Origin of the sequence: Sporocytophaga myxococcoides (genome assembly GCF_000775915.1) — a bacterium.
Lineage (GTDB): Bacteria > Bacteroidota > Bacteroidia > Cytophagales > Cytophagaceae > Sporocytophaga > Sporocytophaga myxococcoides_A.
Genome location: NZ_BBLT01000008.1, coordinates 166034 through 192343, shown reverse-complemented (window position 1 = coordinate 192343; position 26310 = coordinate 166034). Strand labels below are relative to the sequence as shown.

General features: G+C 36.3%; 21 protein-coding genes. 8 read left to right on the top strand and 13 right to left on the bottom strand.

What is annotated here, in order from left to right:
- Positions 1 to 132 precede the first annotated feature (132 nt).
- From MYP_RS18235 to MYP_RS18220, 4 genes are all read right to left on the bottom strand, one after another.
- Positions 133 to 2424, bottom strand: a complete 2292-nt coding sequence (locus MYP_RS18235) for a PAS domain-containing sensor histidine kinase (RefSeq protein WP_231570071.1) — start codon at positions 2422 to 2424, stop codon at positions 133 to 135.
- Between the two features lie 304 nt (positions 2425 to 2728).
- Complete coding sequence (locus tag MYP_RS18230; protein WP_045466627.1) at positions 2729 to 3361, bottom strand: FISUMP domain-containing protein; 633 nt, start codon at positions 3359 to 3361, stop codon at positions 2729 to 2731.
- Positions 3362 to 3477: 116 nt separating this feature from the next.
- Positions 3478 to 4689 (bottom strand): patatin-like phospholipase family protein, encoded by a 1212-nt coding sequence (locus MYP_RS18225; protein ID WP_045466624.1) that lies wholly within the window; start codon positions 4687 to 4689, stop codon positions 3478 to 3480.
- A 109-nt stretch (positions 4690 to 4798) separates the two neighbouring features.
- Positions 4799 to 7195, bottom strand: a complete 2397-nt coding sequence (locus MYP_RS18220; RefSeq protein WP_045466622.1) for an endonuclease MutS2 — start codon at positions 7193 to 7195, stop codon at positions 4799 to 4801.
- A 194-nt stretch (positions 7196 to 7389) separates the two neighbouring features.
- On the opposite strand from MYP_RS18220, the gene MYP_RS18215 reads away from it, so the two are divergent.
- On the top strand, positions 7390 to 8649 hold the full coding sequence (locus tag MYP_RS18215; protein ID WP_045466619.1) for an anthranilate synthase component I family protein: 1260 nt from the start codon (positions 7390 to 7392) through the stop codon (positions 8647 to 8649).
- Between the two features lie 212 nt (positions 8650 to 8861).
- On the opposite strand, the gene MYP_RS18210 is transcribed toward MYP_RS18215, so the two are convergent.
- The 3 genes from MYP_RS18210 to MYP_RS18200 all read right to left on the bottom strand — a co-directional run bounded on the left by MYP_RS18210 (position 8862) and on the right by MYP_RS18200 (position 12262).
- Positions 8862 to 9878, bottom strand: a complete 1017-nt coding sequence (locus MYP_RS18210) for a zinc-binding dehydrogenase (protein WP_045466616.1) — start codon at positions 9876 to 9878, stop codon at positions 8862 to 8864.
- 185 nt (positions 9879 to 10063) lie between these two features.
- Complete coding sequence (locus tag MYP_RS18205) at positions 10064 to 11257, bottom strand: hypothetical protein (RefSeq protein ID WP_045466612.1); 1194 nt, start codon at positions 11255 to 11257, stop codon at positions 10064 to 10066.
- 60 nt (positions 11258 to 11317) lie between these two features.
- A complete protein-coding gene (locus tag MYP_RS18200; protein WP_156140719.1) occupies positions 11318 to 12262 on the bottom strand; it encodes a hypothetical protein in 945 nt (314 codons plus the stop codon).
- Positions 12263 to 12442: 180 nt separating this feature from the next.
- On the opposite strand from MYP_RS18200, the gene MYP_RS18195 reads away from it, so the two are divergent.
- The 5 genes from MYP_RS18195 to MYP_RS18175 all read left to right on the top strand — a co-directional run bounded on the left by MYP_RS18195 (position 12443) and on the right by MYP_RS18175 (position 19503).
- The gene (locus MYP_RS18195; RefSeq protein WP_045466605.1) at positions 12443 to 14173 is read left to right on the top strand and encodes an amino acid permease; all 1731 of its coding nucleotides are present in this window, start codon (positions 12443 to 12445) and stop codon (positions 14171 to 14173) included.
- A 65-nt stretch (positions 14174 to 14238) separates the two neighbouring features.
- Positions 14239 to 14715 (top strand): DUF2062 domain-containing protein, encoded by a 477-nt coding sequence (locus MYP_RS18190; protein WP_045466603.1) that lies wholly within the window; start codon positions 14239 to 14241, stop codon positions 14713 to 14715.
- 240 nt (positions 14716 to 14955) lie between these two features.
- On the top strand, positions 14956 to 18183 hold the full coding sequence (locus tag MYP_RS18185; RefSeq protein ID WP_045466600.1) for a caspase family protein: 3228 nt from the start codon (positions 14956 to 14958) through the stop codon (positions 18181 to 18183).
- Between the two features lie 39 nt (positions 18184 to 18222).
- Positions 18223 to 18771, top strand: a complete 549-nt coding sequence (locus MYP_RS18180; RefSeq protein ID WP_156140718.1) for a hypothetical protein — start codon at positions 18223 to 18225, stop codon at positions 18769 to 18771.
- A 153-nt stretch (positions 18772 to 18924) separates the two neighbouring features.
- Positions 18925 to 19503 (top strand): hypothetical protein, encoded by a 579-nt coding sequence (locus MYP_RS18175; RefSeq protein WP_045466594.1) that lies wholly within the window; start codon positions 18925 to 18927, stop codon positions 19501 to 19503.
- Positions 19504 to 19576: 73 nt separating this feature from the next.
- On the opposite strand, the gene MYP_RS18170 is transcribed toward MYP_RS18175, so the two are convergent.
- The 3 genes from MYP_RS18170 to MYP_RS18160 all read right to left on the bottom strand — a co-directional run bounded on the left by MYP_RS18170 (position 19577) and on the right by MYP_RS18160 (position 22906).
- Complete coding sequence (locus tag MYP_RS18170) at positions 19577 to 19783, bottom strand: heavy-metal-associated domain-containing protein (protein WP_045466591.1); 207 nt, start codon at positions 19781 to 19783, stop codon at positions 19577 to 19579.
- Between the two features lie 85 nt (positions 19784 to 19868).
- A complete protein-coding gene (locus tag MYP_RS18165) occupies positions 19869 to 22085 on the bottom strand; it encodes a heavy metal translocating P-type ATPase (protein ID WP_045466588.1) in 2217 nt (738 codons plus the stop codon).
- Positions 22086 to 22339: 254 nt separating this feature from the next.
- Positions 22340 to 22906: an AraC family transcriptional regulator gene (locus tag MYP_RS18160; RefSeq protein ID WP_045466585.1), complete on the bottom strand. Its 567-nt coding sequence runs from the start codon at positions 22904 to 22906 to the stop codon at positions 22340 to 22342.
- A 178-nt stretch (positions 22907 to 23084) separates the two neighbouring features.
- Between MYP_RS18160 and MYP_RS25370 the strand changes: the two genes are divergently transcribed.
- Both MYP_RS25370 and MYP_RS18150 read left to right on the top strand, forming a co-directional pair.
- Positions 23085 to 23594: a heavy-metal-associated domain-containing protein gene (locus MYP_RS25370; protein ID WP_052430330.1), complete on the top strand. Its 510-nt coding sequence runs from the start codon at positions 23085 to 23087 to the stop codon at positions 23592 to 23594.
- Positions 23591 to 24559: a hypothetical protein gene (locus MYP_RS18150; protein ID WP_045466582.1), complete on the top strand. Its 969-nt coding sequence runs from the start codon at positions 23591 to 23593 to the stop codon at positions 24557 to 24559. The genes MYP_RS25370 and MYP_RS18150 overlap by 4 nt, the downstream gene beginning before the upstream one ends.
- Here MYP_RS18150 and MYP_RS18145 read toward each other — a convergent pair.
- The 3 genes from MYP_RS18145 to MYP_RS18135 all read right to left on the bottom strand — a co-directional run bounded on the left by MYP_RS18145 (position 24556) and on the right by MYP_RS18135 (position 26278).
- Positions 24556 to 25095, bottom strand: a complete 540-nt coding sequence (locus MYP_RS18145) for a hypothetical protein (protein WP_156140717.1) — start codon at positions 25093 to 25095, stop codon at positions 24556 to 24558. The two genes, MYP_RS18150 and MYP_RS18145, sit on opposite strands and share 4 nt — an antisense overlap.
- A 145-nt stretch (positions 25096 to 25240) precedes the next feature.
- A complete protein-coding gene (locus tag MYP_RS18140; RefSeq protein ID WP_052430328.1) occupies positions 25241 to 25756 on the bottom strand; it encodes a hypothetical protein in 516 nt (171 codons plus the stop codon).
- A 42-nt stretch (positions 25757 to 25798) separates the two neighbouring features.
- Positions 25799 to 26278, bottom strand: coding sequence for a nucleoside deaminase (locus tag MYP_RS18135; RefSeq protein ID WP_045466579.1), 480 nt, complete (start codon positions 26276 to 26278; stop codon positions 25799 to 25801).
- Between the last annotated feature and the right edge of the window lie 32 nt (positions 26279 to 26310).

Sequence of the window (26310 nt, the reverse complement as noted above, 5' to 3'; positions counted from 1 at the left end):
TGCTCTTACCGATGCTAATGATTACAATAGCTATGACCTTCAGATCATGGATTAAATTCCCCCCTGACCTTTAATAGGTCAACTTCAGCTTTCAGCTTTAAACTTTTTAGTTTCAACTTTTAACCTTCCTAGTTAATGTAATTCAAACTCTCCTTTGGGCAGAATAACTTTAAATATAGACCCTTCACCTTCTACACTTTCCACATCTATTCTCCCACCTGCATTTTCTATAATTCTTTTAACAATGTATAATCCTACTCCACTTCCTTCCACATGATCATGGAATCGTTTGAACATATTAAATATCTTATCTATATTTTCTGCCTTTATACCTAGTCCATTATCCTGGCATATGATGGTATTATAATATTCATCCGAACTGCACATAATTTTAACAATCGGATTTCTTTCGGGACTGCGGTATTTAATGCCATTACTTATCAGATTATAAATAATACTTTTCAGGTTTTTTCTTACAAATTTAATTTCATTACAATCTTCAAGATGATAAATTATCTCTGCATTATTTCTTGAAATCTGATCGGAAATGGTAATCTTCACATCATCAATAAGCTCTGAAAGACCTACCAGCTCTACAGTTTCAAGGCTTTCTTTCTGAATTTTGGCAATTTCAGTAAGGTCCTTTATTGTTATCTGAAACTTTTCCACAGATATGTCAATCATTTCCTTTATATCTCTAAGATCCACATTTAACAAAGATTGTTCACCCAACTCTTCAAATAAATTACTGATTAAACCTTCTATATTAGATATAGGTGCTTTTAAATCATGAGAGGCAGTATAAATGAAATTATCCAGATCATTGTTAATTCTCTTTAATTCCTTTATAGTTTTCAGCAATTCATCTGTCCTTTCCTTTACTTTATTTTCAAGGTCAGTATTCATTGATTGGAGGCTTTCTTCAAGGAATTTACGCTCAGTAAGGTCTCTGGTAATTTTAGAAAAACCGATTAATTTGCCTGAAGTGTCATGTAAAGCCGTAATTAAAACATTTGCATAAAATGTACTACCGTCCTTACGAACTCTTAATCCTTCATCTTCAAACTTACCATGTATACCCGCCTGAACAAGTTCATATTCGGGATACTTTTGTTTTTTCTTCTCTTCTGTATAAAATACAGAAAAGTGTTTACCTATTATTTCATCTTCATTATATCCTTTAATCCTCTTAGCCCCCTCATTCCATGAAGCAATGGTTCCATTAGGTTCAAGCAAGAATATTGCATAATCCTTAACCCCTTCAATAAGAGACCTAAATCGCTCTTCACTTCTTCTTAGCCTCTCCTCTGCAAGTTTTCTTTCAGTAAGATTTCTGGTAATTTTAGTAAACCCTACCAGATTATTATTTTTATCGAATAGGGCTGTAATAATCCCATTTGCCCAGAAACGGGATCCATCTTTTTTTAACCTGAAGCCTTCTGCTTCAAATCTACCATGTAGGGTGGCCTGCTCTAGTTCATACTCAGGAAAATGTTTTTCCTTAAGTTCATTGTCATAAAATATCGAAAAATGTTTTCCTATTATTTCACTTTTCTTATATCCCTTTAAAGCTTCTGCCCCCTCATTCCATGAATTAATATATCCTTCAGGACTTAATTTAAATATTGCGTAATCTTTGACTGCATCAATAAAACTACGGAACCTTTCTTCTGCCTCGATTCTTTCTGTAACATCAATACTAAAACCTATTATTCCATTATTAACTGGAATAAAATAATTCTGGAACTCCCTTATTTCCCCACTTAAAGACCTAGAACGTCCTATATAAGAAACTGATTTTCCACTTAATGCAAGCTTACTGTTTTCAATATTTTCTGGGAAAATAAAATCATGATAAATGCTAAAATTTTTTAAATCATTTTCTTTACGACCAAGAGATTCCAAACCTTTACCTGCAGAATAAGTAATCTCTCCTTCTTGGTTAATCCTAGTAATTATAACAGGAACATTGGTTAAAATCCCATGAATGATTTCATCCCTATCAATCTGCACTTCATTCTGAATTTCTTCAAATGCATAAATGCCCATTTCTGTTGAGGTTTGAAAATAATCCGTTATTTCCTTTACCAGAGCAATAAGTTCAATTTTAGAGCACTCATAAAATTTTAAAAAATCCAGAATAACTGTCTTTATTATATGATTAACTGAATTAATATCACTTATGGTTAAATCTTTTCTTGATATAGGGCTTTTTCCAGCTTTCCATAAATCTATTTTTTTCGTTAAAGAGTTATGAGGAGTACCTTGGATTATATCTTGCAAAATATCCTCAAATTCTCGTCTAATTTTTTCATAGATGGTCTCTTCTGGAAGTTGAATTAAAAACCTGCAAACAGGGAATTTTCCATTTTTTGTGATCACAATTACATTTTGAGTTAACTCTTCAATGTAATTTTCTAACAAAAAAGCTGAATAAGATTTAAAATAATTAGGATAATTCATTTTTCAAGACAATACTTCCAGTGTAATTTTTCTCCTTAAAAAAACATTTTTATAGAGAACCACAAAACTTTATAAAAAGATTCATCTAAATCCTGAATAGAATTGACGAATTATTATTCTTACTTAACTACTTCAAGGGAAATAAAGCTATATTTTAGAGTAAAAAACAAACAAACCTCAAGAACACCCTTAAAATCAACAAAATACCAAATAAAAAATTTAATATAAATACCCGTTCAGAACATTTTTTTCATTTAATTTCAAATTACTTGTTTTTCTTTATAAAACGAATATTAAATCTACTTGGGTCATTTTCCAGGTATTGATATATTTTAATGTTATGATTTTTCAGATCTGCTCCTTCCTGGATGCTTACTGTTAAAGTATCGCTGGTCCAAAACTCGCTAATATCTCCCTCCATTGGAGAAGCATCAACTTCTATAGCATAACCACCGGGATATGCATTAAATCCTGACTCATTATTCCCATTAATATTTAACCAGCGAGTTTGCGAAACCAGTTTTTTTATGGCATCCTGCTTTACAGCATTCTGACCAATGAAAACAACACCTTGTGATTTTGCAAGCTCAATAAAATCTTCCATTGTAGGAATTTTCCAGCCTACAGGTAATACTATATTCTGGAGCTCTTCAAAACTATAATATTTACCATATTCCGGTCTTGAATTGAATTTATCATAAGGTCTGCCTCCTTGACCTTTGTAGTTCGTTGCTGTCCATGTCTGATTGCCTATAGTCACTGTTGGATATTGCTCGCCGTCGATTTCTACAAACTGAGCTTGAGGTGAAACCTCTTTTGTTTCGTCCTTCTTACAGGAGAACGACAGACCTAAAAATACAATCGCTAAAACTTTAAATAAAACGAATTTCGCTTTCATACTGAATATTATAAAAATAGTTCCTTTTAAAGATAGTGAATTCAATTAACTAATCTGGATTAACATGGCAGGATTCAATATCCTTAATTACTGACTTCCATCGACAAAACTTACTATTACTGTAAATTTCCTTTAAGCCACTCCGCCTTTGCTGCTGAAAAGACACTATGACCTATTTTAGATTGAAAAGTCTTGCTATCGTAACGAATGCTTTGATTTACCACTATATCCATCAGCCACCAGTTTCCGAATTTTACAATTCTCTCCATCTCTGATTTTTTCACTGCATCTATGTCGTACTTCGTCAATTCTAAAAAATCCTTTTCTTCATCCGGTCTGATCCCTTCAGGAAAATTCCATTTGCCATCTTTCAACACAGGCTGCAGCAAAGGATTCATGCGTACAATACGTGGAGTATTTTCTTTTTCAGTGCCTCCCAACAACATATGCGCCATAAAATTGGCAGCTTCCGGCGGTTCGGAAATGATGGAAAGACTTAACTTTATGGCATCTCTGTTAAGGTTGGATTTACCCAAAGGTAAAACAAGCTCTGGCCTTACAGCTGAAGAAGTACAGGTAAAACCATCTACCGGGAACAGTATTCCGGAGGTTCCTATACTCAGCACTTTTATATTATCTGAAGTTCTTTCAAGCTTTTCAAATAATCTCAGCGCTTCTGTTATACCTATCAAAACCGGATTGTTATTTCCTGCTACTGCCCCGTCCCAGAACTGGTGCATGGTATTATGATCATAATTAAACCTTACAGGTTCGTCGAAAAAATTCACAGGAGCATTAGATGACGCATCCACTGCCTGTGCAAGTGTATATTCATATTTGCTTCCATCCTGTGCTGTCTTAAAAAATACTCCCCGACGAAGATCATAGTCAAAACTGGTCAATACCAAATGAGGCTTGAAATTCATTTTTTCCCTGAGTTCATGCATTCTTATTTTGCCTGATTTTACGAGCGCCTCTTCAAGACCTTTGATTTTCTTCCTAGCCTTGTATTTAGGACCAACTCCAAATATTCTTGTCAAACGTTCGAGGCTAAAATCTGCTAAAGTAAGTTTGCTAAAAATTTTATCTCTGATCTTGTCATCCAGAAACATTTTTATTACTTCATCAATATCTTCATCGGCCTTCTCTATCATACCTGCCAGCACAAGACTTCCTCCTGAATTCGCTGCTATGATGTCAAATTCATTTAATATATTTCTGCAATTAGTGCCGACTGACTTTACATCCTTATATATTTCTCTCAAAGCCATTGCCTGTAATACAGCCCACGAGCCTCCTCCATCAAGTGATAGTATTTTTTTTACCATTGTGATTATTAATATAAAATCTGTTTTAAAAAAATCAGACGAATTCGGCAACAAAGAAAATAAAAAGGATTGTTCTTCAACAATCCTTTTAAAAAATAATCATCCCAAATTATTTCATTCCGACAATACTTACTCCAGGGCCACCTCTGTCGGCATGTTCATCAGTAACAGACCTGATCTGTTTATATTTTTTCAGATGCTCTCTTACAAGGTTTCTAAGTATCCCGTCACCTTTGCCATGAATGATTCTTATTTCCGGAATACCCAGCATGATCGCAGAATCCATAAACTCTTCCAGCTCTTTTATCGCTTCCTCCCCTCTTTTACCGCGCAGATCCAGATTAGAAGAAAATGACATCATCTTTTCATTCATCAGCATTGCAGTACTTCTTCTGGAAACCTCATCAAACTGCTTTTTCACAGTTCGTCTGGACACCTTCTCCAGACGATCAAGTTTTACCTTTGATTTTAAATCACCAATTACTATCTCAGCCGTTTTACCTGATATACCTAATACCTCACCAACTGTATCCGTGCCCTTTAATCTTATAGAATCACCAACATTAATTTCACCTTCAAGCAACAAGGTTTCCTCTTTGGGCTCATCTTTTTCTATAACTTTCTCAGGCTGAAGCTCAATATCCTTATACAGATCGAGTTCTTTTCTCAGCGTTTTGGTTATTTCTTTATCGGCATCACTGCTGCGAATGGCTCTGATCGTATTTTCAATTTTTTGATTCGCCTCTGCAACCAACTGTTTAGCTTGCTGTTTGGCCTCATTAAGAAGTCGTCTTCTGTTTTGCTCTAGCTCTTCTTTCAGCTTACTATATTCTGCAAGTGTTTTGTCCAGCTGCTGCTTATCCCCTCTGGCCTCCTGATTTTGCTTAATCAACAAATCCTTTTCTTTTTGCAACTCATTAGCAAGACGCTCAAAGTTTACCTGACTCCTTCCCAGCTTTGATCTGGAACGTTCTATTGTCGCTTTATCCAAACCTATCTTTGCAGCAATTTCAAATGCAAAAGAACTCCCCGGGCGACCTATCTCAAGCTGATACAAAGGCTCTAGCAAATCCAGATCAAATCTCATAGCACCATTGATAATTCCAGGAGTTTTCTCTGCCATTGTTTTCAGGTTAGAATAGTGAGTAGTTATAACTCCCCATACTTTCTTTTCATTTAGTCTTTCAAGTACCGCTTCTGATATCGCTGCACCTAACTGAGGCTCTGTACCTGTCCCGAATTCGTCTATCAGCACAAGAGATTTCTTTCCTGAAAAATTAAGGAAAGCCTTCATATTGGTAAGATGAGAGCTATAGGTGCTCAAATCATTTTCAATGGATTGCTCATCACCAATATCGAGGAAGATATCCTGAAACATCCCAAACTCAGAAAACTCATCTGCACTCACCAGCAAACCACACTGAAACATGTATTGCAGTAGTCCTGTAGACTTCAGACATACAGATTTCCCTCCCGCGTTCGGACCTGAAATAACTAGAATTCTGTTTTCTTCGGTAAGTTCTATATCAAGAGGTACAATGTTTTTTTCTGATTTTTTAAGGTTAAGAAACAACAAAGGATGCCTTGCACTCTTCCACCTTATTACAGGCTTATCGCTTATCTTAGGCAGCTGAGCATTAATTGCAATGCCAAATTTTGCTTTTGCTCTGATAAAATCTATAATACCAAGAAATGCATAAGCTTTCTGAAGATCAGGAACAAAAGGACGAATACGATCTGTGAGAACAGTAAGAATCCGGATAATCTCTCTTCTTTCTTTATATTCCAGTTCACGAATGATGTTATTCCCCTCCAGAACTTCAGCAGGCTCAATGAAGACTGTTTGTCCCGATGCAGATTCATCCTGAATAAACCCTTTAAGACGCCTTTTATGCTCTGCCTGCACCGGTATTACCATCCTTCCATTACGGATAGTAATTTCTACATCCGACTCAGTATATCCCTCTCTTTTCGCTAGTTTTAAAAGCCTGTCCAGTTCTCTTCTAATACGGCTTTGTTCTGAAATAAGACTCCTTCTGATTTCCAGTAATTCAGGAGAAGCATTGTCACGCACCTGACCACGATCGTCAATGATTTCATCAATAGCCTTATATATCTTCTCATCTGCATTTACTGACTTAGCCTGCTCTTTCAGATAAGGATAAGCTTCATTCTCATCAAAAAACTCAAGGCAACGGATAATTGTCCTTAAAGAAAGTTTGATATCAAAGAATGCGGAAGGCTCCAGAAAAACCCCTTGAATCCTTATATTCTGAAGATAAGGAGTTACATCGATGTAATTAGAAGAAGGAAACAATACCTGCTCTGTAAGTATTCTTGTAAATTCCCAAGTCTGATTCAGCAGACGGGAAACAAGTGAAGCATCCGTTGAATAGCGGATTTTGTCTACATAATGCTGACCAAGAGTGCTAAGGCATTCCTGCTTTAACAATTCTCTGATCTGATTAAAACCTAATTTGGTTTCTATATTATCGGGATAATTCAATGCTGAAAAACGCTAATATTTTCTTTGTGTCTACCTGACAACATTTTAAACAGCAAAATTATCACTTTTTGCTTAAGAAATATGATAACCAGGGAGAGGATTTGAATTATTGATTTTGCGCCTGAATATTCCTTTGGTTAGATTTACTGAGGAAAAAGCATACAATAGCACATAATTCACTCATTTCCAACTGCATGATTTTTCATATTCAGAATAAAGAATATTTTAGAAAACAAGCCCTCTTATGGGCTCAAAAATTTTCTCACTTTGCCTGGCTGGATAACAATCAGATCCATTATCTCTATAATGGCTTCCCTAATATGCTGGCAGTTGGAGAAAAATCTGTCATCAGTTCGGATCAAAACGGATTCAATTCACTTCAGGAATGGCAAGACAAGAATCAGGGTTGGTTATTCGGATTCTTCACATACGATCTTAAAAATGAGATTGAAAAACTCCAGAGCAAAAATCCAGAATATATTGAATTCCCTTCTATTTGTTTCTTTGAGCCAGAACACCTGCTGTTGTTTGAGGAAAATCAAGTGACTATTCAATCTGAAAATCCTGAAGCTATTTTCGAGGAAATCCATTCTTTTGAAATTGATGCAATTGCAAACAAACATCATATCATTAATTCACCTGCTGCCTCTGTTTCAAAAGAAAACTATATTAAGAAAGTAGATCTGATAAAAGAACATTTAAGAGATGGTGATATTTATGAATTAAATTATTGCATAGAGTTTACGGCACAAGGAGGCATTTCTCCTGTTCAGACTTATCTTAAGTTGAATGAAATTTCACCAATGCCATTTTCCTGTTTAATCAAAGTTGATTCTCTTTATCTGATATCAGCATCACCGGAGAGGTTTCTGAAAAAGGAGGGTAAAAAATTAATTTCACAACCTATTAAAGGAACACGTAAAAGAGGCGCCACGCTTGAGGAAGACATTGCCCTGATTGAAGATTTAAAAACAAGTGAAAAAGAGATTGCAGAAAACATGATGATCGTAGACCTTGTCAGAAACGATCTTTCAAGAAGCTGCAAGCCCGGTACTGTCATAGCTGAAGAGATTTTCGGAGTGCATACCTTTCAACAGGTGCATCAGATGATTTCTACCATTACAGGTGAAATGTATGAAAATACAGATGCTGTGGATGCGATTAAAAATGCTTTTCCAATGGGCAGCATGACGGGTGCGCCCAAGATCAGGGCGATGGAGCTTATTGACGAAATAGAGGAAAGCAAAAGGGGCATATTTTCCGGAGCAGCAGGATTCTTTACTCGAGATGGAGATTTTGACCTGAATGTGATCATCAGAAGTATTTTTTATGATGAAAAAAATCAGAAGATATCTTTTCAGGTAGGCAGCGCGATTACTTATGAAGCGGACGCAGAAAAGGAATATGAAGAGTGTATGTTGAAAGCTGGAGCGATGTTGAAAGTGCTTGAATAAAAAAAAAATTAACCTGCAATTACAGTACCATGAGACGCCATGCCAGGCGTCTCAAAACATTCTATTGTAAGAACCTTTCCTTTTTTTTCAATGCTATAACTCTTTTTTAAAAATGCTAAAAATAAATTTGCTTTTTAATTAATGTTGCAAGAAATGGATTGGACCAACGTTATTAACAATGGAGACACCAAGCATGGCGTCTCTACGGAGCTTTAAAGTTTCACGATCAACTTCCCGATTGTCCCTCCAGCCTTGAAGTCTATTAAAGCCTGAGGAAGCTTGTTAAATTCATATGTTCTGCCAATAATGGGAGCTTCCAAATTCAGTTTAAATATATCATTGAGCAGTTCTTTCATGATATCAGCCTTTTCATACAACCAGATAAGATTAAATGCCATCAGAGATTTATTAGCTTTTATCATAGATAAGGGATCAACTCTGGGACGAAACAGGTACTTAAACAACAAAAGGGGATAAAATGGAGCCTGTCCTGATGGAGTAAATTGAGCAGAACCATAGGATATGACGCGGCCCATGGGAGCGAGCAAATCATAACTCCAATGAAAGAACTTATCCCCTGTTGTCTCCATCACGAGGTTTAATTCTCTTCCTGCCAATGCTTCTGTGACATCCTTTTTAAATTTATTGGAACGGATTAAAAAACGATCGTATCCCTCTTTCTTTAAGATGTCAAATTTAGATTCGTTACCAACCACTCCAATGGTATAAGCGCCCATCTTCTTAGCTATTCTGTTGGCCAATAGTCCCACACCTCCCGCAGCGCTATGTATCAACACGGATTGTCCATGTTGTAAATTGCCTAATGTAACCAGACCATAATATGCAGTAAGAACCTGAACAGGAAAGGCTGCACCTTCTTCAAATGACCATCCCTCTGGCAATGTTATAATATACCTGTGATCAATATTCAGAACTTCGGTGTATCCTCCAAAACGGGTTACTCCCATGACCTTATCTCCAGCTTTGAAATCTTGAACACCTTCACCTACTTCTGCAACAATACCGGCATATTCCAGGCCGGGGATAAAAGGATCTTTCGGGGTAGCACTATATAATCCCATAATGGCAAAAATATCGGCATAGTTAAGTCCAATAGCCTTTACTTGAACCGTTACTTCACCTTTTCCAGGTTTTCCAAGCTTTTGGATGGTGAACTTTAATTTATTTAAAGAGCCTGGTTTAAATACTTTATAACATTGATAGTCCATTGTTGTCTTAATTTGAGACAAAGATAAATATGGATTTAAGGATTAACATAATTATTTTTCAAATCAAAAACTGTAAACCTATATTAGGACGAGGCGCAACGAGACAAATCCCACTAATCCATAATCCGATTCAAACATACTATTGATTATGAGGCATCAGAATATTATCCACAGGTATACTCAAATCAGTCACTTGTCCGAACAAACCGCACACTCCATCCTAGCCCATAGGTACATATAACAAATACACTGGCTATGGCTACTATATACAATGAATAGGAGAACATTAAGAATAATATTCCTATCAGAAGAACACCCCATCCTATTGACATCCATTTATCCTTTTTAACTTCAATCTCAAGAGTACCAATGGCAATAAACAATACGGCAAGTAATATAAATACAACTTTCCACAACATATGAGATTCTTTAATTCCGGCAATAACAGTCAGAACTCCAACCACTAAATTGATGATGATAAAAACATCTGATTGTTTCTTTTGCCTATCCGTAATCAGATACTTTGTCTTTTCTCCGAATCTCAATATATAGTTAAAAAGAACACTAAGATACCACCCAGCAAGAAGATAAACACTCAGTAAAAAGAACCATATGGGAAGAGTCTTAATAAAGATCAGTATTAAAAATATGGTATACCACCTGAACTCAAAATAGAATGTCCGGAAGCTTTTACTGATGAAGAAATTAAAAACCTTACTTTTCAATTTATATACTTCCAGCAGTCCTTCTCTTGCAGCTTCGTTCATTGGGTCTTTTGACAGAGCACTCAGAAAGGTTGTTTGCGCAGATTTATAACTTCCCTTATCGAGATCAAGCCAGCCTTTTCTTGCAAGAGCAATAGTATTTTCAGGATCTTCATAAAGACTTTTATTGATAAATTCATCTGCTCTTTTTAAATCACCCTTATTGGTATATAGAAGACTCTTTAATGTTAGCAGATCATTATTGTTTGGATTTATCTGAAGTCCGTGCTGAACGGCATTCATACATTCCTTGTACATACCCTGATTAAAAAGGGAAGCTGCCAGGATATGAATATAAGAGTCTATATCAGGATCTATTGCCAGAGCCTGACGTATTGCATATTCAGCCTGCGAAAATTTTTCCCTGGAAAAATGGGCATATGCGAGTGCATAGTGCGGAAATGAAGAATCAGGCTCCATGGATATTGCAAGCTTTGCTTCTTCGATTGCCGCTTTATGTTGTTTGGAATCTGCATAACATAATGAAAGCAAAGAGTGAGGATGTGCTGCTTCTGGATAGTTTGTTATTACGTCCTTTAGTATACTAACGGCATCTTTAGTTCTTTTTATTCCAATCAGATATACCGCTTTTTCGATTGTCGAAAAATATTCCATGAGTAGTTTATTCTTATTTACTTCAGTAAAAATTTCAAAATCAGATTAGAAACCACCATTTTATTTACTCTTAACCGTTTTCAAAAAATCATTTTTAAATATATGTGAATATTGATCAAAGCGAATGATAACTTCTTCAGCAGCCGAACGAGCCCCCCAATTTAAATTCCAATAAATAACTACTCCTTCCTTTTTTATTGCCACAGGAAAATTGAGTGTACTTACAAAATGAAATAATTGAGGATTATCAATTTCCCCATACTCTCCAAATAAAGTAGGTACAGCTTTTTTTAATTGAGTAATAGAAATGTTGTAAACATCAGTATCGTATTGATCTTTAACAATATCCTTTAACAACAAGGTTTTGCTTTTAACAAGATCAAAAGTCAATGCTATCTGATCATGAGCAGAACCACTTCCCCCTCCAGAATACTCATCAGTGGAAAATGTAAAACTGAGATATCTTGAGTTTTTAAAGTTTAAAACATAGGTCATATAAAATTCTGACGGCCGATCCACGCCCTCAAAATTCAATGTTAACTTCTCAGAAGACCCTTTAAATTCATTTATTCCGATCCGATCTTTAATAGTGTTATTTATGAACTTATCTAAGGTTTTATTCGGAGTTTTAACAATGGGATAAAAAATTTCTTTTAAATCAAGTAACACCGAGTCATAATTAGCTTGGTCTTGTTCCAATTCATTATCAGAGTCATTTTCATATTCAACTTCATATTCATCCTCATCATATCCATAATCATCATAATCATATTCATCTTCATCTTGATTTGAAAATGTATATTCATAGTAAGTTCTATTGGTTATACTAATTTTACTTGTATCTATCTGTCCGTAAACATTTGAACACAAAAGGAAAAGAAAAAATACTCTGATCATTTTAAAAGTCCTTGCTTTATCTTTGGGGTTAATTATAATCCCCATATTAAATTTACCTAAATACATCCAATCTTCAAAGTGACCATACTCCTCACTGATTATTAACACATTACCCCAAACAAAGGTCCACACAATCCCAATATGATATCAGAAAATACAATATGCTTATGGTCGTTTATATTTTAAGGTACTCCTGAAATCTAAGGATAGATTCTGCAAATTCATTTCCATCCCCGATTTTTCCATTTAATCATAATATTCTATCTTCATGGCAGAAAGTACATTCCATTGAAAGCGAAAGATTTTTTCAGAAAAAAGACAATTGAAGATTCTATCAGGAGTACTGTAGAAATCGAACAACTTGAAAACCACACCCTCTCCAGATCCTTAAAACTGAGAGATCTTACTTCTTTCGGTATTGCAGCGATTGTCGGAGCCGGTATATTCAGTACCATTGGCAATGCCAGTGCATCTGGTGGCCCTGCGGTGTCTTTGTTATTTGTCTTTACCGCTATTGCATGTCTTTTTTCAGCGCTTTGTTATGCAGAATTCGCATCTTCTGTTCCTGTTGCGGGAAGTGCATATACTTATGCTTATGTTTCATTTGGAGAACTTCTGGCATGGATCATTGGCTGGGATTTACTAATGGAATATGCAATCGGCAACGTCGCGGTAGCAATCTCCTGGTCAGATTATTTTACGTCCTTGCTGAAAGGCTTCGGATGGCACCTCCCAGAATACCTTACAATGGATTTCCTGACTGCTTCCAGGGCTTATAATGAAGTTATTAAATTATTAAATGAAGGACAGACTGGTTCCAGTATCAGTCCTTTGTTGATGGAAGGTTATAATGCTTGGAAAAACGCTCCGACAATCAATGGGATTCATATCGTATTTGACTTTCCGGCTTTTATCATCACTGCCTTTATTACAATGCTTGTTTATGTTGGGATCAAAGAGAGTAAAGTCACAGGGAATATTCTGGTAGCTATAAAATTGCTGGTGATATTGCTTTTTGTTGTTGCTGGAGCATTTTATGTTCAGCCGGAAAACTGGAGCCCTTTTGCCCCTAATGGAATCAGTGGAGTCATGAAAGGCGTTTCAGCCGTTTTTTTTGCTTATATCGGATTTGATGCTGTATCCACTACTGCTGAAGAGGCTATAAATCCTGAAAAGGATTTACCCAAAGCAATGTTCTTGTCTCTGCTGATATGTACCGTATTGTATGTTGTCGTAACGCTTGTACTTACGGGCATGGTAACATATAGCGAGCTTGCAGTGGGCGATCCATTGGCTTATGCTTTTGAAAAATATAATCTGAGTTTCCTTTCGGGCATTATCGCTTTTAGCGCAGTTATTGCCATGACAAGTGTACTGCTTGTATTTCAGCTGGGCCAGCCGAGGATTTGGCTAAGCATGAGCCGTGACGGCCTTCTGCCTGGAGTTTTCGCAAAAATCCATCCAAGATTCAAAACACCGTCTTTCTCCACTATCGTTACAGGCTTTGTTGTAGCTTTACCGGCAATGTTCATGAACCTTACTGAAGTTACTGATTTATGCAGCATAGGTACTTTATTTGCGTTTGCAATGGTTTGCGCTGGAGTTATGATCAATCCTCCTAAAGCAGAAAATTCATTTAAGGTAAAATACATCAATGGAAAAATTATTCTCCCAGTTTTGTTTTTTATAACATTGCTCCTTGTTGTGATTGCGAAAATTAACGCATTCATTTATATGGATATGACCGGTGACCTGTATCCAATAACAGAAGAATTCCCGATCATCATCTTTATTGTAATCTTCGCTATTACTGCCTGCTTTGCATTCAGAAAAAATCTATCCCTTATTCCTGCCCTTGGTTTTCTTGTCAATCTTTATCTTATGACTGAATTAGGAGCTACCAACTGGAGTCGCTTTCTCATATGGTTAACGTTGGGATTGATCGTTTACCTCTTATATGGAAGACACAGGAGTAAGTTGAATAAAAAAGCTGCTGATCAGACCGATATTACCTTATAATTAAAGTCATTTTATATTTTGATTATTAAGGTAAAACAAATTGAAAGGAATTGACTTAGTTAATTATGAACCTTTCCATACTGCGTAAGACTAAGTTTGTCCGCTTTTTTATCAATTTCATTAAACAAGGGGCAACTCCTGAAAAAATAGCATTGACTGTAGCTCTAGGAGTTATCATAGGAGCTTTTCCGGTAATCGGTCCTACAACAATACTTTGTACGCTTGCAGCATTGATACTCAGGGTAAATATGGCAGCAATTCAGTTTGTAAACTACACTACTTACCCAATACAGATTATCACTATTCTCCCTTTTTATAAATTCGGTGCTTATCTTTTCGGAGATAAAACGTTTAATATTCCATTGGAAGAGTTTACCGGAATGTTTCGTCAGGACATCTGGGGATCCCTTATTTTCTTTGGTAATGCCATTTTTCATGCTGTGGTTGCATGGTGCCTTGTAGCGCCTATTGCAGGAGGACTCATTTACTTTTCGGTTTTATATTTAATCAAAAAATTTTCAGGGAAAAAACAGATCATATAAACACTATATCAGTCTGCGATGAAATGATGTTCTCAGGGTACTAATGGATTTTGACTACCCAAAAAACACAGAGAGCCACAGAGAGACTAAGAAACTTTCTGTTATTGAAATTTTCGTTTCAATAAAACTCAGTTTCAAACCTTTAATTAAGAGAAATAAAATTTTTCTTTAAATTATTCACAAAGCAGCATTAATCGGCTTAAAACCTGTAAATTAGATCAATATTGCTTCATCTGATCTATGAATAAGCTGTTACTCACATTATTCCTCTATTCCGTCTTTATAACAGGACTTATAGCTCAAAACAATGTCGAAACGGTGTTACAAAAAGGACATTTTGCTTCCATTAAGTGTATTGATATTGATTCGGAGGGATCATTGCTTGCTACCGGAAGTAAAGATAAAACAGCCAAACTATGGGACATCAATTCAGGAAGGGAAATAAGAAGCTTTGTGGGACACACGCATTCTATATCCAGAGTCCGCTTCAGCAACGATAGTAAATACCTTGTAACAAGCAGTATAGACGGCACTGCAAAAGTGTGGGAAGTAGCAACAGGCAGATTTATTTTTTCTACACCTTCTTCAGACAAGGTTTTAACTGATGCCGTATTTTCTCCTGATGGGAAATTGCTGCTTAATTCCGGATATGCAGATGTTGTATCGGTTTATGACTTCCCGACAGGAAATCTTGTAAAAACAATAGAAACCAATCCGGATAAGGGCCTTGGACTTGGAGTACATATTCAGTTCAATAAAGACGGAAAGTTTTGCGCCATAGGAGAAGACAATCGTACTACTAAAGTTTATGAAACTTCAGACTGGTCTCTGTTGCACACATTTAAGCCGGAGCAGGGATGGTGTGGTGGATGCGGCACTTATAACGTCTTCACCAAAGATGGTAATGCTCTCATTAAACTTTCATCCAACAGTACAACTGAAGAATACGATCTTAAAACAGGCAAGCTCCTGATGACATATGGTAGTGAATTGAAAGATGTAAAGGGTATTGATCTGAGCAACAATGATCGGTTCATTCTCTCCGTTGCGGAAAAAGGTACTTTAATTTTTAATCGCGGTCAAAAAGATTCAATAGCTTTTTTCTCCGCTCCGGATAATCATGATATCACAGCAGCTGCTTTGGGCAAAGGCAATGAATCTGTTTATATAGCCTATGATAACAATGTTGTTACTGAATACAATAAAATAACAGGCAAGAAGATTAAAACATTTAAAGGGTTGCTGAATGAAAATGATGACAATGATCTGGGCTATGATCCTAACAGTTATTGGCACTCTCATATAACTAAATATCTTAGATTAAAGAATAAAGTCATACTTCTTCCTAACGGAAAACAGATAATAAGAACCAAGTCTGGAAAAGAAGTTAAAGTCTGGGATATTGCAACAGGCATACCACAGACCAAATTCTCTGATCACGCTAAACCTGTTATCTCTCTCGATATCTCAAAAGATGGTAAGACGATTGTTTCCGGAGATTCCAAAGGAGGAGTAAAAATCTGGTCGTTGGATAAAGGACAAAAATTATTTGATTTGAAAGGCCATAATAATCCTGTATTTGATGTAAAGTTTAGTCCTGACGAATCGACCATAACTACAACCGGATGGGATGCCACCATCAATGTTTTTGATTCAAAAAACGGAAACCTTGTTAATCGTATTGACCTTAACAACAATTCTGCATACACCTTTTCCTATACACCTGATGGCTTATATATGGTGCTTGCAAGACTTGACAAAACCCTTGAACTGTTCGAACCTGATTCTAAAACAAGAGTAAAATCATTCATTGGTCATACCGATGTCGTCTCCTCTATTACCTTCCATCCCACTCATCCGAATATTATGATGAGCAGTTCATGGGACGGCACCACAAGAATATGGGATATCAAAACAGGACTGATGTTGAAAAAGCTTAACGGTATTCACACACCTGTTCATGCAGCTTTGTTCACTCCTGATGGTTCACAGGTTATTACAGCAGGAGATGACAGAACAATCAGGATATGGGACTGGCAAAACGGTAAAATCATAAAGCAACTGGAGGGCCATAAAGCAGAGATCAGCAATCTGACTCTTAGCAAAGATGGGAAATTGCTCCTAAGCTCATCACTGGATGGATCTGTAAAATTCTGGAACCTTGAAAAAGGTCAGGAGTTTTTCGAGCATATTTATATAAGGAACAAAGACTGGATGGTACTGACAAAAGAAGGGTATTTCAATGGTACTTCAGGAGCGATGGATTATGTTCATTTTGTAAAAGGAACACAGTTGTATTCTACGGAGCAGCTGATTGAAAAATTCCATAAGCCTGACCTACTGCCTTCTCTGTTTAACAATCGCGGTACCGGAATGCATAAAAGTGTTGATGATTTATTAAAGAACACTCCACCACCAGCAGTAAAAATCACTGCATTGAAAACTGAGGGAAAAGCTGAAGCGGAAGTATACATTAAAGTCACTGACAACGGAGGAGGAACAGATGAAATTAAAGTGCTGCATAATGGCAAGAGGATATCTTTTGGTAACATTAAAAACCTGCCTAATAAAAAAGGGGAACATGTGGTATTAAAGGAAACCGTATCACTGGTTCATGGAATAAATATTTTTGAAGCGAGCGCTTTCAGCAGAGACCGCATAGAATCTTCTGCATCTTACTCAGAGTTACATTCCGAATCAGGTGAACTTGCCAGCACCTGCCATATACTAGCCATAGGAATAGATAAATATAAAAATCCATCCATGACACTCACCTTTGCAAGAGAAGATGCTGAAGCCCTTACTGAAATGCTGAGAAAAAGAAGTCAGAAGATGTTTAAGAAAATTGAAGTTACTTCATTGTATGATGAAGAAGCCACAAAGGCCAACATCATGAAGAAACTAAATGAACTTGCCAAAAACATTCAAAAGAATGACGTTTTCATATTTTACTATGCAGGCCATGGCAGCATGACAGAAGAGCAATTTTTCTTTATCCCGTCTGAATGTACACGATTGTATGAAAAGAATACGCTGGCCAAAGAAGCTATAGAAGCTTCTGAACTACAGCAGAAATTCAGAGAGATCAAAGCCCTTAAACAAATCATCATTATGGATGCCTGTCATTCAGGAGGATCAATAGAGTTTCTTGCATCAAGAGGAGGTATTGAAGAAAAAGCCATTGCTCAATTAGCAAGGAGCTCAGGAATACATGTGCTGGCTTCTGCAGGAAGCAATGAAACAGCGATAGAAGTAAGTGAACTGGGACATGGATTGTTTACTTACATTTTACTTAATGCCCTGAAAGGCGAAGCTGACGGAGCTCCAAAGGATGGAAAAGTTACGGTATATGAACTAAAGTCTTTTCTTGATGATCAGATTCCGGAAATGAATAAAAAGTACCATGGAAAATCTCAATATCCTTATACCTTTTCCAAGGGACATGATTTTCCTATTGTTATTGAGTAAAAAAATAAGTTAACTATTCGAAAACCATTGGTCTCAGCAGTGAAAAAAAACATAGCTTGCCTTTTTATTCTTTTAATAATATTTAATCACAGCTACAGCCAAGATAAAGATGAATTCAATACATCTAAAGATATTTGCAGCTTCTGGGGAGATACGACTATCGTTCTTTATGATTTCAATAATGATACTTCAAAAGTATTTTCTATTAAGAACAATTTATTAAATGGTCGATGTATTTATTATTTTAATGGGAAGAAAATACTTGAGTTTTGCGTCCTTAATGGCAAATACGAAGGTGCTTTTTTATGTTATGATAAAGAAAAAAGGATAAAATCGATAGACTGGTTTAGAAAAGGATACCTATTAGGAGGAAGACAATTTTACAAATCAGGTCAAATTAAATTATGGCATTTGCCAGATTCTAAAAGGTTGTATTATGGCTGCACTGATAACTACTCCAAAAGAGGAAAATTAATAAAATCAAAGTACAAAAAAGAATATCCGCTTGCTTATTACCTAGCATTAATTGACTCATATTATTTAAAAAAGGAATACCTGGGGGATGAAAAAGTTTCACCTGATTTCTAGCCACTACTAATGTGCATATTACAAAACACAAAGTATCCGGAAGATATTCTGGCCCTTTAAACCTATAATCCCCTTATAAATAACCCAAAACACCCTTTCAAAAACTTCATACAACTTCCCAGGTTATTTTTATAGGGACTGTGGGGATGATATATGATCAAAAAATTTATAAACATTGCAGCACTTTATCTTTTACTTTCTGCGGGAAGACCTTCGGAAAATCTATCGCCAAAGGATTGTTGCAAGCCCAGTCTTTGGGATGAAGTTTTGAATATCGATACATTAAAAATCGGATCAATACCTGCTTATACAGACACGCTCACTTTGCTTTCCGGCCTTGGAGCACCCGAAAAGACAAGTATATGCGGAGCATCAGGATTATACAGACCTGACAAGTTTCCATTAACGAATCCTGTTTATATGTGGTCGTATAAGGGAATAGACTTTCTGGTGAATGGAGATAAAGTAAATCTGAAGCTTGTCCGTTTTACCGAAGCACCTTCATCACTTAGGCTTACATACCCATCTATAACACTGTGCCATACCACAAGACTTGAAGATGTTAAAAAAGTATTTCCTGTTTCTGTCAAGGTTTCTTATAATTACTTTGATCCTGAAAGAAAGGAAACTTTCAGATTGGTAAGGATCAATCCAAGGGAAGCATGGACAGATGAGTGGATTCTCAGATTTAAAGGAAACAAATTATATGAAGTTGAATTCTGGACTCCTTGATTGACATCAGGATTCTCTGTGTCTTCCCTTAATAGAATGATTACAAAGAGAAGACACGAAGATCACAGGATTATTAAGAAACGATTTTGTAGCCAGCCTTATCCAGTGTTTTTTGTACTACCTCCTGAGAAATATTATCACCCTTAACTGTCAAAATTTTATCGTTGGAGTTTATATCAACATTCCATTCTTTTATTTCAGATGCTTCGTCTAAAGCTTTTCCAGCCTTCTCAACACAAGCTCCGCATTTGATATTAGTTTTAAATTGAAGAGTTTCCATGACTTACATTATTATTTAATTCTATAAAATTAATGCTTACGCACGCTTATGTTCTTATATAATTTTAAATTTTATTTATACCTTATTATAACCTTACCGTTTTCAATCTAAGGCTGTTCATAACAACGGATACGCTACTCAATGCCATTGCCAGTCCGGCAAGCATAGGACTAAGGAGAAAACCGTTAACAGGATACAATACCCCGGCAGCAAGAGGTATGCCGATAAGATTATAAATAAATGCCCAGAAGAGATTCTGACGAATTGTATTCACTGTAAATTTACTTAGCTTGAAACTTTCCGGGATCAGTCTTAAATCAGAAGACATTAGAGTAATTTTTGCCACATCCATTGCAATGTCTGACCCTTGAGCCATTGCAATACTCACATCAGCGAAAGCAAGAGCCTCAGCATCATTCACCCCATCTCCGGCCATAGCTACAACTTTTCCTTGCTTCTTCAATTCATTTACAAAGTTAGCTTTATCAGACGGCATTACTTCTGCTTTATAGTTTTCAATTCCGGTTTTCTTTGCTATGGCTTCTGCTGTCTGTACAGTATCTCCGGTAAGCATGTATATGTCAATACCAAGATCCTTAATTTTTTGTATCGCTTCGTAAGAACCTTGTTTCACTTCATCAGCAACTGCTATAAGAGCCAGGACATTCTTATTGTGAGCTAAATAAATCAGTGTTTTTGCTTCCGAACTATATTGATTCGACATACGATCCATTTCAGCTGATAATTCAACCTGGATATCGTTCTTAACAAAATTGCGGCTACCTATATAATATGTACTACCTTTGTACTGTACCTTAACCCCTTTTCCCGTCTGACTTTCAAAATCATCTAATGGTACTTCATTAACATTTCTTTCTTTATAATATTGAACTACAGCTTCTGCCAACGGATGGCCAGATTTACGCTCTGCAGTCAGAAGAACACCTTCCAGTAATGGCTTATTATCAAGATTTTCCATCCAATAAACATCTGTCACCCTAGGCTTTCCCATTGTGATGGTGCCTGTTTTATCTAACACAAGAACCTGAGTTTTTTTAGCCAATTCTAGACTTTCCGCATCTCTGATAAGAATGCCTTTTTCTGCTCCTTTACCTATCCCAACCATAATTGCCGTAGGCGTTGCAAGTCCGAGAGCACATGGACAAGCAATTACAAGAACCGTGATCATTGCCAGTAGAGCATGGGTTAAACTATTCTCTCCTTTTCCAACTATAAACCATACAATGAAAGTGAGAACAGCAATGCCTATAACTATAGGTACGAATATGCCAGCAACCTTATCGGCTAGTTTCTGAACAGGAGCTTTTGATCCCTGCGCTTCCTGAACCGTCTTAATAATACCTGCAAGCAAAGTTTCTGAACCGACTTTCTCTGCTTTCATTGTAAAGCTTCCCTTCTGGTTCAAAGTACCCGCATATACCTTTGCTCCGATTATTTTTTCCGAAGGAATAGATTCACCTGTTATCGTGCTTTCATCAACAAATGAATTACCGGAAGTAACCAATCCATCAACGGGTATTTTTTCTCCGGAACGAATAACAATCTCATCCCATTTCATGACCTCCTCTATCTTTAATTCAACTTCAGCTCCCCCTCTGATCACCTTTACTGTTTTGGGTTGCAGTCCCATTAGCTTTTTGATGGCACTTCCGGTTTTCTGCTTAGCCCGCTCTTCAAGCATTCGTCCTAATAAGATAAAGGCGATCACCACAGCAGCAGCTTCAAAATAAACATCCGGATGAACTCCCTGTTTTAACAGAACTTCCGGAAACAATGTATTGAATGTACTGAAAGCAAATGCAATACCAGTGCTTAATGCGACCAGTGTATCCATATTGGTCTGGCCGTGTTTCAGCAATCGAAAAGCATTTACAAAAAACTGTTTACCGAAAATCAGAATAACCGGAGCAGACAACAACAGCATAATCTGATTGGCATAAGGAGCCATATGAAAAAACATACCAATAACTACTACTGGAGTGGCAAAGGCCAGGGAGAGAAAAGCGTTCATTTTAAGTTTTTTAAAATGAGCAGACTGATCAGCTTCAGGAGATGTTTTTTCTTCCTCTTCCAGTATCAGATCATAGCCAACGGATTGAACAGCTTCTTTTAACTTCACTGCAGGATAAGAGTTTTCGTAAGTAACCTGAGCAGTAGATCCGGCATAATTCACGTTAACATCCTTAACCTCCGGAATGGATTTTAAAATTGATTCCACGCTTACAGCGCATGAAGCACAACTCAGGCCCTCTACAGGAAAAATTTTCTTTATAGTACTCATAATAATAGATCAGCTAAAATTAATGAAGAGAACAATCCCTCTAACCCCAGCAAATTAACAATTAATAAGAGGGAATTGGCTTACAGAATTATGAGAAAGAGTTGTAGATAAAAAAGTTAAAAGTCTAAAGTTTAAAGTCTAAAGTTTAAAGTTTAAATGACATTAATTCGAATCAGAAATAGGTCAGAGGAAGTAACGTTCTTATTATCAGCAAAATATTGTACTTATCTTTTTAAACTTTAGGCTTTTAACTTTTAACTTATTCCGTCCAGAGGCTTACGCTGATGGGTTTTAAGTTTTTTAAATTCTGAGGGAGAAAAACCGGTGATCTGTTTAAACTGATTGCTGAGGTGTGCTACACTGCTGTATCCTAGCTTATATGCCAGTTCACTAAGAGTTAACTCATTATAAATCAAATACTCCTTTACCTTTTCTATCTTTTGAAGGATTATAAATTTTTCAATTGTAAGATTTTCTATCGAAGAAAATAAATTAGATAAGGTATGATAATCCTTGCCAATCTCCTTTGAGAGAAACTCTGAATAGTTTACTTCCAGCTCTCCTTCATGATGATGTATCTGATCAATCAGCAGTGTTTTAATTTTCTCAACAAGTTTAATTTTCTTGTCTTCCAGTAATTCAAAACCATTTTCCTCCAATACCTCCTTTATTTTAGTCATATTGGGCTCATTGGGAGAGTTAATAATCACTTCTCCCAAACGGATATCCTTTACATTTACAGAAAGTTTTTCCAACTCTTCTCTAACCACTTTGATACAGCGGTTACAAACCATATTTTTGATATATAAATGATACTCCATAAGTCTTTATATTCTTTAACAAAATAAATGATCGCTTCATTACTTCACAAATCTTTTAAAAGAAAGCTCCTTGTTTTATGTATTAAATAAATAATTTTCCTTAATTCACAGACAAATAATGCTGATGAATAAGCTTTACAACAAAGTTGAATTTTAGGCGTTTCCTCTTTATTCCCTTATGAAAACAAAACTCCTCATACTTACATTTTTAATATTTTGTAGTTTCTCTTCTATTGCACAATTCAAATCGGCCAAGATAGGAATTGATGGCCTCACCTGTTCCATGTGCTCCAATAGCGTTGAAAAGCTTCTACTCCAATTGGATTTTGTAGAGGCTGTAAAAATGGATCTGAATACTAATGAAGCCATCGTATTTTTTCACAAGAAATATAAAACTGACTTTAAAAAAGTTAGTAAAAAAATCTATGATTCAGGGTTTTCTGTCAGAGAAATATCAACTTCCCTGAATTTTGATACAATTAGTATTGAAGGAAATGCCTTTCAGGTCAATGGAGATAAATTTTACATTTTGGGAGAAGAGAGACCCAACCTTACAGGAGAAAGATCTTTCAGATTTCTTGATAAGAATCTGATCAGCAAAAAAGAATACAGTCGTTGGTCTTATTTCATTAAAGAAAATGACAAAGTCCATAGTGAAAAACAGAAAGCTTATCATATCAGTCTATGAAACAAATACTGATTATACTTTTCCTTGTTCTTTCATTCATCAGAGGCTATTCTCAGGAGCTTTTCCCTTATGCAGAAGCAGCAAGTACCATTCCTAAAAATGTGCTTGGGATGCGTTTTATGTTTGAAGGATTTAAAGAAATACCCTCTCAAAGACAAAGAAACTGGGGAGCAGTGAGGGCCATGTATGGAATTACCGGGAAAACAACTTTAATGGTCACTGCGGCCGTCTCCAATCATCATCAGCGCAAATTTCCGGCAAACCTTCAGAATTATTTTATCAATCATCATCAACGTAACTATAAACCTAATCCCTATTTAGTGGAAGGTATCAACATTTATCTAAAACAAAGAGTAATTAGCATAGATGACTTTCAAAAACATCTAAGGGTAGCGTTGTTCGGACAAGCCTGCAAGTCTTTTACAGCACATGATGAATCAGAACCTTTTTTAAAGGGGGACAACACAGGCTATGGTGGGGGAGCTATCGTCACTCTGTTAAATAAAAGGTTTGCGATATCCTTTACATATGCCTATGCCCACCCATTAATGTACAAGGATAAAGAACAACAAATCACTTTTCAGTCCGGAGATGCCCATAATTATGATATCTCCTTTGGATACCGTTTATACCCCTCAAAATACAGCACTTACAATGATCTGAATATAAACCTGTATGTTGAGTTTGTAAATAGAAGCTATGAAGCGGCAAAGATGACAGTAAGAGATGCTCCTTATAATTTTACTTATCTTCAATCTTTTGACAAAAATACTTACTATAGCTTAATGGATGGGAAATATTCAGAAATAAGACCTTCCATTCAGTTGATCATGAACTCCAACAACAGAGTAGATGTTGGATGCGCCTATCCTATCTATGGAAGATCCTACGCGCACTTCTATCCTCTGTTTTTCTTTAATATTCAAAAGTATTTTTATTTCTCAAAAAAGAAGAAAAACATCTAGCGCTTTCTTCCTGATTTGAGAAGATCAAACACAACTCCTGATACAAGCGCATAAACAATGTGATGTACTCCACTTACAGAGATTGATTGGGCATCCCATTTTTTCACAGGAGGGGCAAGATGTAATTTTGGAAGCATTACAAGTTCAGTACCCAATACAGAAGAAAAATGAATGGCATCAGCCAATGGTCCTTTTAAGCCGGTAGCACCAATGACTCCTCTGACTCCTCCCCAAGCTGTCCCATAGGCATAATGAATTATATTCACTAATTTCTCTTTGAGAAGTAACTTCATCACTGGCATTAGATCCAAAACCGGAATACCCAGTACCTTTCCTACAGCTTGTAAAGGAGTATCGTTTCCTTTTCTTTTAGTAATTTTCATTTCGAGCATCTGAGAAAAGCTCATTGCTGCAGTACCAATAAATCCTGCAAATAACCCTCTTCCTAAATCGCCTGTAAAAGTTCCTATTGAATAAATGGTTTTTTCTTTAAACCTATCCCGAACACTTTTCTTTTTTAAATTAAATAATCCCATATTCACTCCAAGATTCATTTAAATTAAAACACCAGCAAGAGTTTCAGGGTTCGAAGACTTCCCAAATCCATTTAAAGCAGCCTGCTCTAAGGAAAAGTCATAATAAACTATTTTAATCCTAAGATATCGTATGCCGCAAGGATCATCAGACAGGCTTTCTATCTGATTTGAGTAGATCAAATACAACTCCCGATACAAGTACATAAATGATGTGATGTATCCCGCTAACAGAAATCTCCTTTGTTCCCCACTCCTTCACCGGAGGGGCTACTTTTAAACCAGGAAGCATTACCAATTCCGTTCCGAAAACCGAGGAAAAATGTAAAGCATTGGCCGGAATACCTTTAAGGCCCAAAGTTCCTATAATACCTCTGAAACCTCCCCATGAAGTGCCATAAGCATAATGAATTATATTTAGCAATTTACTTTTAGCCTCTTCATTATCTGCGTGAATATCGAAGACTTTTTCAGCTGCCTTTAATGGAGAATCACTACCTTCCCTTTGGGTAATTTTCATTTCTATGAACTGAGAAAGACTCATGGCAAAAGTACCTACCAATCCGGCAAATAAGCCCCGTCCTACGTCTCCGGTAAAAGTTCCGACAGAATGCACTGCTGTATCCTTTAGACTTTTTTTCTTTCTTTTGAATATACGTATCATCAAGTCCTCCTCTCCTATTAAAAATAAACATGTGAAAATTTATCAGGGTTCGAATTCTGACGGATTACTGACCTCTTTCCATATCAGAAAAGGCTTTTCTGCATCAGCTAGAAATAATTGCTGTAAGGGATAACGTCTTTGTTCATTAGATTTTCCTATTTCAGAATAAAGATAACTGACACCGAAACCATGTAATGCAGATTGCTCAAGGGAAGAACCATAGTAGACCGTTCTTATTCCTGCTATATAGATTGCAGCAAGACACATAGGACAAGGGTGTCCGCTGGCATATATGACACATCCTTCCAGAAATTCAGAATTTAGTTTTGAAGAAGCTTTCCTTAAGGCTTGTATTTCTGCATGAGCCGTAGGATCATGAGTACTCAGTACATCATTCATTCCTACACCAATAACTTCTCCATGTTTTACTACCAAAGCACCGAAAGGTTTCCCATCATTCAGACGAACATTATCTATAGCATAATCAATTGCGTCCTGTAAATATTCTTCATGTTTTTTCATACCCTTTCAACTACCAAAAAGAAGACATGTTC

Excerpts from the sequence above, each read along its gene's own strand:
- MYP_RS18175 (WP_045466594.1), top strand. The coding sequence starts at position 18,925 with ATGATCAAAAAATTTATAAACATTGCAGCACTTTATCTTTTACTTTCT.
- MYP_RS18230 (WP_045466627.1), bottom strand. The coding sequence starts at position 3,361 with ATGAAAGCGAAATTCGTTTTATTTAAAGTTTTAGCGATTGTATTTTTA.
- MYP_RS18190 (WP_045466603.1), top strand. The coding sequence starts at position 14,239 with ATGAACCTTTCCATACTGCGTAAGACTAAGTTTGTCCGCTTTTTTATC.
- MYP_RS18185 (WP_045466600.1), top strand. The coding sequence starts at position 14,956 with ATGAATAAGCTGTTACTCACATTATTCCTCTATTCCGTCTTTATAACA.
- MYP_RS18210 (WP_045466616.1), bottom strand. The coding sequence starts at position 9,878 with ATGGACTATCAATGTTATAAAGTATTTAAACCAGGCTCTTTAAATAAA.
- MYP_RS18140 (WP_052430328.1), bottom strand. The coding sequence starts at position 25,756 with ATGATACGTATATTCAAAAGAAAGAAAAAAAGTCTAAAGGATACAGCA.
- MYP_RS25370 (WP_052430330.1), top strand. The coding sequence starts at position 23,085 with ATGAAAACAAAACTCCTCATACTTACATTTTTAATATTTTGTAGTTTC.
- MYP_RS18225 (WP_045466624.1), bottom strand. The coding sequence starts at position 4,689 with ATGGTAAAAAAAATACTATCACTTGATGGAGGAGGCTCGTGGGCTGTA.
- MYP_RS18170 (WP_045466591.1), bottom strand. The coding sequence starts at position 19,783 with ATGGAAACTCTTCAATTTAAAACTAATATCAAATGCGGAGCTTGTGTT.
- MYP_RS18165 (WP_045466588.1), bottom strand. The coding sequence starts at position 22,085 with ATGAGTACTATAAAGAAAATTTTTCCTGTAGAGGGCCTGAGTTGTGCT.
- MYP_RS18205 (WP_045466612.1), bottom strand. The coding sequence starts at position 11,257 with ATGGAATATTTTTCGACAATCGAAAAAGCGGTATATCTGATTGGAATA.
- MYP_RS18150 (WP_045466582.1), top strand. The coding sequence starts at position 23,591 with ATGAAACAAATACTGATTATACTTTTCCTTGTTCTTTCATTCATCAGA.
- MYP_RS18215 (WP_045466619.1), top strand. The coding sequence starts at position 7,390 with ATGATTTTTCATATTCAGAATAAAGAATATTTTAGAAAACAAGCCCTC.
- MYP_RS18160 (WP_045466585.1), bottom strand. The coding sequence starts at position 22,906 with ATGGAGTATCATTTATATATCAAAAATATGGTTTGTAACCGCTGTATC.
- MYP_RS18145 (WP_156140717.1), bottom strand. The coding sequence starts at position 25,095 with ATGGGATTATTTAATTTAAAAAAGAAAAGTGTTCGGGATAGGTTTAAA.
- MYP_RS18135 (WP_045466579.1), bottom strand. The coding sequence starts at position 26,278 with ATGAAAAAACATGAAGAATATTTACAGGACGCAATTGATTATGCTATA.